This window comes from Elusimicrobiaceae bacterium, from assembly GCA_028700325.1.
In the GTDB taxonomy this organism is placed as follows: domain Bacteria; phylum Elusimicrobiota; class Elusimicrobia; order Elusimicrobiales; family Elusimicrobiaceae; genus JAQVSV01.
Map to the genome: position 1 here is coordinate 1 of JAQVSV010000078.1, position 9,542 is coordinate 9,542.

The following is a 9,542-nucleotide window of genomic DNA, read 5'->3' on the forward strand; positions in this document are numbered from 1 at the left end:
GCAAATGCGGAGCGAACCGGTGCATCTGTACCTGGCGCTCGCCGTGTTCATTTACTGCGCCGGGTACACTCTTATCACCGTGCGCGCCCGGTACCTGTATCCGGTGTTCGCTATTGTTTTCGCCGCAGGCGCGGGCGGGGTCGCCGCGCTGATGCGGTCGCGCCGGATAAAGCCCGCGTTTTCTAAAATGATCGCGGCGCTTTTCGCGGTTTCATTTCTTTATGTTCCGTTCGACAATTTAAAAGACGCGGTTTATTCCGGACGGGGTTATTATGCGCTTTCAAAAAAACTGTTTGACCGGTACGGCGTCTCAGGCAATATCGCGTCGGACGGACGCTGGATGGAAACCCTTTATGTGACCTACTGGCTCAACGAATTTCACCGGGCCCGGATGATTGCCGCCGTTCCGGTTTTCAGGCCCCGCCATGATACCGGGTATCCCGCCGCCGACAGCAGGCCGCCCAGATACCGGGGCCAGCTGCGGCCCGGCGCGTCCGAAGCGCAGAACGCGCGGGAACTTTCGGCGCATCGTATAGACTATCTGTTGATCTGGGAAAAGGCGGCGCACGCGCCCGCCGGCTGGGCTGAACTGACCGGCGGCAATGCCCCGGTTCCGCATCTTCGGATTTATTGCCGCCCATAGCTGTTCGTAAAAAAAGCGCTTGTTGCCTGTTTCCTTGAAAGCCTTAAGGAACACAAAAAACCAACACGAAATTTTAATTGATTCAAATTTTCGGGCGCGGCTGCGCCGCGGGTTTGATTACCGTGAGCAGCCGGTAGGTTTTGCCGCGCAGCGAAAAATTCACGCGCTCGCGCAGGCGATATTTTGCTTTTATCGAGCGGTCGGCCTCGTTGAATTCCTTTACGCCGAGATCGTTGGTTATGTCGTCAAGATAAAGCAGGCACGATTCGCCAGCCAGCAGGTTGGCCGCGTAACCGTCGTCAGCCGTGAAATGCGGCGCGTAGGCGGTGCGGAAAAAACCGGACGCGTTCACCATTACCGGCGCGTTGGTTATTATCATGCACGATTCGGGTGTCGTTTCCGGCAGATTGGCGAGCAATCCGGTTTCCAGAGCGCGAGCCGCGTCCTTGAACCCGGCGCGCGGAATATAAGCCGCGTTCCAGCCCAGCGCGCAGACTGCCAGTATCAGCGCGGATCTGGTTCCCGCCCTGCCGGTTTTCAAAAGGTACGACACCGCATAACCCGCCAGTATGCCGAGCGCCGGATAAAAAAACAGGAACAGTTTGGTTTTCGGGAACAGTTCGGTGGTCGTGCCGTAGACGTGGAACCAGGTCGAAAAATAAAAACAGTACAGCATGCCCGCCCAGAACGCCGCAAACGCCAGCTCGCGCCGGGCGCGTTTAAAAGCGATTGCCGCACCCGACAGATAAAGCGCGGTGAAAAGCCCGCCGTGAAGCGACAGATCAAAAAATTTCGGCGCCCAGCGCTTTGTGTTGAACCACAGGTTTTTCAGGCTGATGCTGGCGCCTTTAATTTGCCCGAACGAGTCGGTCTCCAGCCAGTTTGTGGAGCTTTGAAAAGCCGCGAAAATCGAAAAATTGGGCAGATTGATTGCCGCAGCCGTCAATAACGCCGCGTAAAACAGCAGCGTGTCCTTTCTGCCGCCGGGCGCGGAGAGAATCCGCCGGCCGAACCAGAACAGGCCGAGGAACATCAGGCATTCCGGGCGGATCTGCGCCGCCGCCGCTATGCTCGCCGCCGCCGCCAGCATTGCGCGGCTTGAGCCCGAGCGGTAATACAGCAAAGACAGATACACCCCGCACAGTATGAAAAACAGCGCGGAAACCGCCGTCTCCGCCGTAGCCGACCAGACCGCCCGGTAGGGCAGCAGCGCCAGCGTGAAAGAGGCCACCGCGGCGATGACATGATCGCGCGACAATGCGCGCGCGGACAGATAAACCAGCGGCACGAGCGCCGCGCCAAACAGCAGGTTCAGCGCGATCGGCGCGTAATTGCTTATCCCGCCGAAAATGTAGCTGAACGTCACCAGCACCGGCCAGCCGATGGATTTGCCGAATCCGGGCGCCATTCCGTACCGCAGAATGTTCTTGCCGGCTTCGAGGTACCAGAACTCGTCAATATAGACCAGATGCTTCAGTTCGCAGAAAGACTGCATTGTTATCGCCGCCGCCAGCGCGAGGGTGACGGCGAGCCATTCGTCCCGCCGGATGGCGCCGGTGTCTTTGCTGATTTCGCGGCGCGCGCTGTAAAGAGCCGCCGCAAAAGCGGTCAGTATGCAGACATTCAGTATCGGCGCGATCTGCTGAAAAGGGTTCATTTGGGTTGCTCCTGAGCGTGATGTGCTGGTGGGGCAGGGGTGTTTTTTCTGCTGGCCAGCGCCAGTACGGCGGCGGCTTCCTGCTGCAGCCGCGGGTCGTCCGGCGCGGCGGACAGGCCGCGTTTGTAAGCCGCGGCTGATCCTGCGAGATTGTTTTGCGAGTAGTAAAATCTGCCCAGCTCCAGCCAGCCGCGCGCATAATCCGGCCGGGCGCCCGTGGCGGCGGTTAAAAGCCGTTGCGCGCAGGCCGTGTCTTTCATGAGCAGGCAGGTCTGGCCGGCGTTTACCAGAGCGAGCGCGTTTTTAGGGTTGAACCGGTAAGCCTGTCCGTAATAATCCAGCGCGGTTTTGTAGTCGCCTTTTTCACGGAACAGGTTGCCGAGCCCGGCCAGCGCGCGGTCCCGGTCGGGATTATTGACAAGCGCTTTTTTGAAACTGCGCTGCGCGCCATCGGTATCGCCGGTGTAATACAGCGCGACGCCAAGGTTGGCGTAGGTGGGTGAAAACTCCGGCGCGATTCGCGCCGCCGCACCCAGCACCTCAAGCGCCGCCTGAAAATCACGCCGCGCGATCAGCGCGGCACCCAGATCGCTGGCCAGTTCGGCGCGGCGGGGCGCTTTTATCAGATTGTCGGTCAGCAGCGAAACCTCGTCGCGCCAGACTGCGTTGCGGTTAAATGCCGTTATGCCCAGCGCGGCAATAACGGCTGCTGCCGCCGTACGGGTAAGCACGGCCTCTTTTATTTCTCCCAGAACCGCCGCTATAATCAGCGCCGCGCCCGCCAGAGGCAGGTAAAGACGGTGCTCGAAGATCAGGTCCTGCAGCGGAATGAAACTCGCTTCTATCGAAAGCGATATTGCGAAAAACGCCAGCCCGAACAGCGCGGGGCGGTTGCGGCGCAAGGCGTAACCCAGCGCTCCGAAAACAAGCGTTACCGCCGTCCATCCGCCCAGCGCGCGGGCCGACAAAAGCGTTTCCGGCGCGCGCAGGTCGTACAGCAGCATTTGTCCGGCGGGCCAGACGATCAGCTTGAGATAGGTCAGAATCACCCCGCCCTGCGCGGCGAAATAGTTGAGCGGCGTTATGTCCGGCCGGCCGCCCAGTTTCGCGATATCATTGAAGGTTTCCGACTGTGCCAGATTAATGCCCGCCGGTATCCATAACAGCGCGAACGGTATAAGCCCCGGCAGGTCTTTGGTGAAATTTCCGCCCCGGGTCAGGTAACCCCCGGCGAGCAGGGCGAAAGGCAGCGAATAGGTGTTCTCTTTTGAATAATAGGCTGCGGCGGCGCAGATTACCGATGTCCAGTACTCGAGTTTCGCGCGCGGCCCGGTTTTTAGGGCGCGCAGAAACAGCGCGCAGGCCGCAAGATAAAAAAACGCGCCCAGTTCCGCCAGCCGCTGATAGATGTAGGTTACGGCCTGCGTCTGCACCGGGTGCGCCGCGAAAAAAAGCGCGCCCGCCAGAGCCGGTATGCGGCCCGGATTTTTTTCCGAACCGAGCAGGGTGCGCGCCAGCAGGTACACCAGCATTGAATTCAGTGCGTGAAGCGCTATATTTGTCAGATGCAGGGCCGGCAGTGAAAGCCGCGTGAAATGGTAATTGAGCGCGAAAGACAAGAACCCCAGAAACCTGCTCGGGTAACTGTGAAAAAGCTCTTTGAGGCCATGCGGGGAAAGGTCCGTTATGGCCGGATTGTCGGCTATGAAATGCACGCCGTCCATGAGCAGCGGCGTTTGCAGCGTGTTGCTGTAGCAGAGCGCAACGCACAGCGCGATCGCCGCCAGAGCGGCGGTTTCGGCTTGCGCGGCTGATGCCGGCGGGCGTTGACGGGGGGTTGAATGCATGGTCATTTACGCTGCAAAAATAAAAACCCGGGGCCGGGAAACCGCGTGCGGCCGTCAAGCGGAAGGTAGAACGCGTCGGTCGGATCATAAACCGCGCCGGCCTGCTCTCCGGGGTTGAGCGCGAGAATGGTGTCGTAATCCTTAGCGTAGCCGCGCGCGGTAAGCCCGCAGGGACGCGCTTCGAACCGTCCGCAGGCGATTATTATGTAGTCGGGCGGTTCCGTAAATCCCTGCGGCGTAAACGGAATGCGGCGGTAGCCCGGTGATTTCTTTTCCAGATTGCGGTCAACCATATAACCGTACACCTGCGCCATGAGCGGGTTCGGGCCCGCTGATTCCTCCCTGATGCGGCTGGACAGATATCCGTTGTCCCAGGCCAGCTGCGGAGTGGAATACTGCGAGGCCAGCACCCCTACGCTTACGCCTTTCGGCATAATGTAGCTGAAATATTTTTCAGCGGTGACGCGGGTGTCGTGGCGCGACATGATAATATTCTGGCGGACGCTGTAATAAAGCGGGGCCGCCGCGGCCAGCACGGCCAGCAGCGCGAACGGAAGCGCTGTTTTTGCCCGTTCCGTCAGCTTCGCCAGCGCGTAACCGGCGCAGATGCACAGAACCGGCAGGAGCGGCAGAACGTACCTGATGTAAACGGAGCTTACCTTGTCAAGCACCGCGAGATACGCCAGAAAAAACCCGCCCAGCATGAGCGCTTTGCGCGGGGTTTTTATCGTCATGAGCGCCGCGCCCGCCGCAGCCAGCGCAAGCGCGGGCAGCGTAAGCGCGTGCCGCAGTGAAAACGCAAGGTGGTGCCACAGGGTGCTGCCGCGCATCACGCCGTGGAGGCTGGTATGGAACGCATAGTCCTGCCTGAGCTGCGAGGGCGCCAGAAACGCGTAGGGAGTGCTGATGAAAAACGCCGCCGCAAACGCCAGCGCGAAATACCAGGGGCGCGGATCTTTCAGCATGTCCTTCACCGGTTTCTTTTTATGCAGCGCGAGCGCCAGTTGGATGGCGGCGAGCTGGAAAAACATCAGGATGCCGATATACTTTGTTCCGGTCGCCAGGCCGGCCGCCGCGCCCGCCAGCGCGTAGTCCGCCGCGCGGCCCGAGAAACAGGCGCGCACTGAAAACCAGGTGGAGAACGCGACGAAAAACACGGCCGGAATGTCAAGCGTGCCGAAATGCGAATCGCGCGCCAGCAGCAGGCAGACCGCCGCCATCAGCCCGGAAGCGAGCGCGGCGCGCGCGCCGAAAAGCAGTTTCGCCGTCTTGTAAACCGGGATAATCATAAACGAGCCGAACAGGGCCGCCAATACCCTGTTGATCATAAACAGCGCGGACGGCTCTACAGCGAACCGGCGCACCAGCTCCGCCGTGCCGCCGATGAACAGCCCGAAAAATTTATACAGCCCGGCAAGCAGATAGATATAGAATGTCGGATAAGTCAGGCTTGACGGAGCCAGCCCGTTCTTCACCGTAAGCAGCGCCATGTAGATCACGGTGCTCTCGTCAGGACGGGCTTCCCGGTGCGGCAGGCCGAAATCCAGCCCCCAGAACCGCAAAAGCAGGCCCAGCCCTATTATGCCGCAGAATGCGGCACGCCGGCGGCCTGACGAATGAAGAAAGTTTAGAGCGGTATCTCTGTTCATGTTTACGGTATGACGAACCCCACCATGCGGGCCGCGAATGCCGCCTGCAATGCCGATACGATAATCGCGGCGTACAGCGCGCCCGGCGTTTCGGCCAGCCGCGCGGCGGCAAACAGGATGGCCGCGGCGCCGGAAAACAGCCATACGCGCACCGCTTCCGCTCCGCCCACGCCCATGACGGCCATTACCGCCCACGCGCCCGTCAGCGCCAGTCCCGGCGCGAATTGCGGAGCGGAGTTGCGCAAGCCGGTTTTCAAAACCTGCCGCAGGTCCGAAACCTGTGCCGCGAAAAACAGAAACATTATGCCCACGCCCATTCCGGCCGCTGCTTCCGCGGGATTCCGGAACAGCCACGCCATGCGCAACTGCCGTGTCTGGTCCAGCCACGCGCGGTTTACCGCCGCTATCACGGCGTAATTATTGAACACATTGTAGCCCAGCCCGCAATAAACGGCGGCATGCGCGCCCGCGAAACACAGCAGGCAGACCGCAGCCAGTTTAAAAAATTCTTTCAGGCCGGTTCTGCACGAGAACGGTATCGCCAGCGACAGCAGGCCCAGCGGCGCCAGCGCGACGGGATCGAAAAACATTATCCAGTACAGGCTTAACCCGTAAAACGCCGCTATGGTTTTCGAGCGGCCGCATGCGGCGTAGGCAAGCAGGCACAGGCTGAGCAGAAAGAAAAAGGCGGTTACGCAGTTAAGCAGCGGGCAGAAATAGATCAGCGCGGGCATGACGGAGTACAGCGCGCAGGCGAAAACCGCGCTTTTTGCGGAGTAAAGTTTTTTTGCCGCATAGTACAGCGGAAACACGCCCGCCGAGGCGATTAAAAGCGGCAGCAGGCCGGAGCCGGCCAGCCAGTCCGGTGCGGCGAGCATGATTTTTGTGAAAAAGGTTTTGCCCGCCATATTGGTGAAGACATGCCGGTCGCCGGGGAAAAAAGCCTGAAAATGCGGATAAAAATGCAGAATCCCCTTAAATGAAAGCGCGCGCGCCGCCGTTTGGAAAGAGTTGGCGTTCGCGCTGGAAAATATTTCAGCCGTGGAAAAGAGCCGCAGGCTTGCCAGCAGCCAGCACGCGCCCGACGAGAACAGAAAAAATATGGACGGGGTGACGATTCCCCCGGTATTCCCCCGCCTGGCGAACAGGTGCGCCAGCCATGCGGCGCAGAGCCCGCACAGCAGGCCCGCGAACACCGTGTTAAGGTCAAGCGGTGACAGATAGGGGTAGACCCAGCCTGTCGCCTTCGAGCCGAAAAGAGGCGACTTCATGGCTGTCAGCGCGAGATATGCCGCGCCGAGCGCGATGGTGGCGGCAGGCAGCCGGTATTGCATGCCGCGCCGTGCCGGCATCAATTCTTTCCTTTTGACTGCGGCGCGGCGGGCGGCTCAAGCTCGAAGATCGCGCTTGCGCTGCTTGCGTGAAGCAGTTTGAACCGTCTGTCGCGGCTGATTTGTTTATAAAAGCCGGTATTGGTCGCGGTGAAGACGTAACGGGCTTTGAATGTTTCTCTTATTTCCGTGTGCGGGTCGGGGTGGTTGCCCTGTTCGATCGCCTGCATCAGGTGCTGGGCCTGGCGCGACCAGTAATAGGTGTAAATCGGATCGAGCACGGTGATGTAGCGGTTCGCCGGGTTGAGGCAGATGAAATGGGGCGAGTCGGCCCAGTTGGCGTGATAAACCGTATCTCCCGGCGGCAGGTGCCGCGCCATCCAGCGGGCGGCCTGTTCGTGGTCGGCGTTAAAGGTTTTCTGCCAGTTCATGCTTGAAACAAGATAATTTTTTGAATACTTCGCCGAATAGCCCAGCAGCAGCGCCATTACTGCCAGTATCAGGCCGATATTGATGCGTTCGGAGCGGGTGGTTTTTACGCCTGCCGCGGAGCGGTCAGCCGCAAGCGAGGCCAGCGCAAGCACCATAAGCGGTTCGGCCGGAAACCAGAACCGGTTGCTGCTGCTTGCCAGCAGCATGTAAGTGCCCGCGGCGCACAGATAGATGGCCGTAGCGGTGGACTGCCGGAACCGGTTCCAGAAACCGGTCATGATGAAAACGGCCAGCCCTGCCATGATCGGGAAGTTTTCCAGCAGCGCCCGCCTGGTGGTGTTGGCGTTGAGTTCGCCCGCGAAATTTATGCTTTTGTCAACCGCGGCGTAATACGGCGTGAGAAACGCGTTCACATAAATGACGAGCATGTTGTTGGGGCAGTTGGGATGGACAAGCAGGCCCAGCGCCACGCCGGTCGCCGCGAAAACGGGAATCTGCACATGAAATTCCCGGTCGCGCAGCCAGCGCACGGTTTCGCACATGACGGCGAAATAAATCAGCGTGAATGATGAAATGTGGGCCAGCGAAAAAAGCGCGCCGATAATAAAAACCGGCCAGTGCCGTTTCTTCACCATGAAATACATTCCCGCCACCGTAAACAGGGCGGCGAGCGTGCCCGGCCGCAGATACAGGAAATAAATCATGAAAATCGGCGAGGTGAACAGCAGAATCAGCAGCAGCCCCGCCAGAAAGCCGTTAACGTGTTTGCGCAGAAGGTACGCGAACGAGGCCAGCGCTCCGGCTTCCATGAACGCAAGCGCGAATTTTCCCGCCAGAACCGGGTTTTTTATCAGGAACGCAAACGGAACGATCAGTAAATGAAGCAGCAGATCCTTGTCGGCGTAAAAGTTTTTCATCAGGGAAAACTGCGTCCACGGAAATTCGCTGATGAAACCGTGCCGGAGGATAATATTGGCTACGCCCACATGGTAGTAGGAATCTATTTCCAGCAGGGTCGGCGCGCGAAAAATGATTAGCCACAGGCCGCAAAGAATAAGCATGACGGCAAGAACCAGAAAGCAGTTTCCGGCTGCCGGAGAGTTCAGCAGTTCCGCGGTTTTTTTTGCGGCGGCTCGGAAAAACGGGGCCGCGCAGGCGCAGGCGGGTTGCCCGGGAGAAACATCGCTCGCGAGAGGCTTTTTTTGCTCGTCCATTTAACGTATTGGCGCTGGCATTATTATCATGTCGCCGGAAAAAACGTTTCCGCTGAAAGTGCCTGTGGAATTGAGCATGATGGTGCCTGCCCAGGATTTGCTGTTTTGGCGTTCCGCGTATATTTCGAATGCCGTTACCGTGGGGGTTGACATGCTGTAGGCGAACGCGGAATCAGTGCCTTCGATAGTGTTGAGGAAACTTTCGTCCAGAAAGTCCGAAAGATCCGGAATCTTGTCGGTAAAATCACCGGTTTTGGCTTTATAAAGCCGTTGCGCGGTCCAGATGCTTTCAAGATTGGCGCAGGCCAGATCAACACGGGACTGTTCCGTAACTTTCATCAGCTGCGGAAACCCATACGCGGCCATAACCCCGATAATGGTAACCGTTGCTATCAGTTCCATAAGGGTGAATCCGCGCGAAGGACTATGCGTATCCATAATGTTAGTATAGCACATCTTCCGTCGTATTTTCAGGGTGGCTGAGATTCCGGCGCGGGGATCGGCAAACTTCTGTTTCACCGGTTCCGGGGTTACCCCGGGTTCCCGATATAATGAAACAGGCGGCCTGTAAAGGCCGCCTGTTTCATGAAACTTTGAATCTAGTTAGCCATCGGGTTGATCGTGGCGTTGATGTTGCTGGATACGGCGTAGCCGGTTTCGGTGAATCTGACCGTGTATTTGCCGTAACCCGCGCTCTTGCCGGTTCTGTAAAGCGTGATCTCCCAGCTGTCTTCGTCGGAGGTCACATCGCCAAGGCTGAAATACTTCG

Annotated in this window: 7 protein-coding genes; 1 reads left to right on the forward strand and 6 read right to left on the reverse strand. The window is 58.8% G+C overall.

Annotated features, from left to right (window positions below; all coding sequences use genetic code 11):
- The coding region (locus PHW69_08685) for a hypothetical protein (protein MDD4005259.1) at positions 1–643 on the forward strand (643 nt) is incomplete at its 5' end.
- Positions 644–725: 82 nt separating this feature from the next.
- Here the strand turns inward: PHW69_08685 and PHW69_08690 are convergent.
- From PHW69_08690 to PHW69_08715, 6 genes are read right to left on the reverse strand one after another with little or no spacing between them, the layout of a single operon-like run.
- Positions 726–2,300: a phospholipid carrier-dependent glycosyltransferase gene (locus tag PHW69_08690; GenBank protein MDD4005260.1), complete on the reverse strand. Its 1,575-nt coding sequence runs from the start codon at positions 2,298–2,300 to the stop codon at positions 726–728.
- The gene (locus tag PHW69_08695) at positions 2,297–4,153 is read right to left on the reverse strand and encodes a tetratricopeptide repeat protein (GenBank protein ID MDD4005261.1); all 1,857 of its coding nucleotides are present in this window, start codon (positions 4,151–4,153) and stop codon (positions 2,297–2,299) included. Before PHW69_08695 ends, PHW69_08690 begins: the two co-directional genes overlap by 4 nt.
- Positions 4,150–5,796, reverse strand: coding sequence for a glycosyltransferase family 39 protein (locus tag PHW69_08700; protein ID MDD4005262.1), 1,647 nt, complete (start codon positions 5,794–5,796; stop codon positions 4,150–4,152). The genes PHW69_08695 and PHW69_08700 overlap by 4 nt, the downstream gene beginning before the upstream one ends.
- Positions 5,797–5,798: 2 nt before the next feature.
- Entirely contained in the window at positions 5,799–7,148 is a 1,350-nt protein-coding gene (locus tag PHW69_08705) for a hypothetical protein (protein ID MDD4005263.1), read from the reverse strand.
- Positions 7,148–8,773 carry a hypothetical protein gene (locus PHW69_08710; protein MDD4005264.1) on the reverse strand — a complete coding sequence of 542 codons (1,626 nt, stop codon included), beginning with the start codon at positions 8,771–8,773 and terminating at the stop codon, positions 7,148–7,150. The genes PHW69_08705 and PHW69_08710 overlap by 1 nt, the downstream gene beginning before the upstream one ends.
- Entirely contained in the window at positions 8,774–9,211 is a 438-nt protein-coding gene (locus PHW69_08715) for a prepilin-type N-terminal cleavage/methylation domain-containing protein (protein MDD4005265.1), read from the reverse strand.
- Between the last annotated feature and the right edge of the window lie 331 nt (positions 9,212–9,542).

Excerpts from the sequence above, each read along its gene's own strand:
- PHW69_08690 (MDD4005260.1), bottom strand. The coding sequence starts at position 2,300 with ATGAACCCTTTTCAGCAGATCGCGCCGATACTGAATGTCTGCATACTG.
- PHW69_08695 (MDD4005261.1), bottom strand. The coding sequence starts at position 4,153 with ATGACCATGCATTCAACCCCCCGTCAACGCCCGCCGGCATCAGCCGCG.
- PHW69_08700 (MDD4005262.1), bottom strand. The coding sequence starts at position 5,796 with ATGAACAGAGATACCGCTCTAAACTTTCTTCATTCGTCAGGCCGCCGG.
- PHW69_08705 (MDD4005263.1), bottom strand. The coding sequence starts at position 7,148 with ATGCCGGCACGGCGCGGCATGCAATACCGGCTGCCTGCCGCCACCATC.
- PHW69_08710 (MDD4005264.1), bottom strand. The coding sequence starts at position 8,773 with ATGGACGAGCAAAAAAAGCCTCTCGCGAGCGATGTTTCTCCCGGGCAA.
- PHW69_08715 (MDD4005265.1), bottom strand. The coding sequence starts at position 9,211 with ATGGATACGCATAGTCCTTCGCGCGGATTCACCCTTATGGAACTGATA.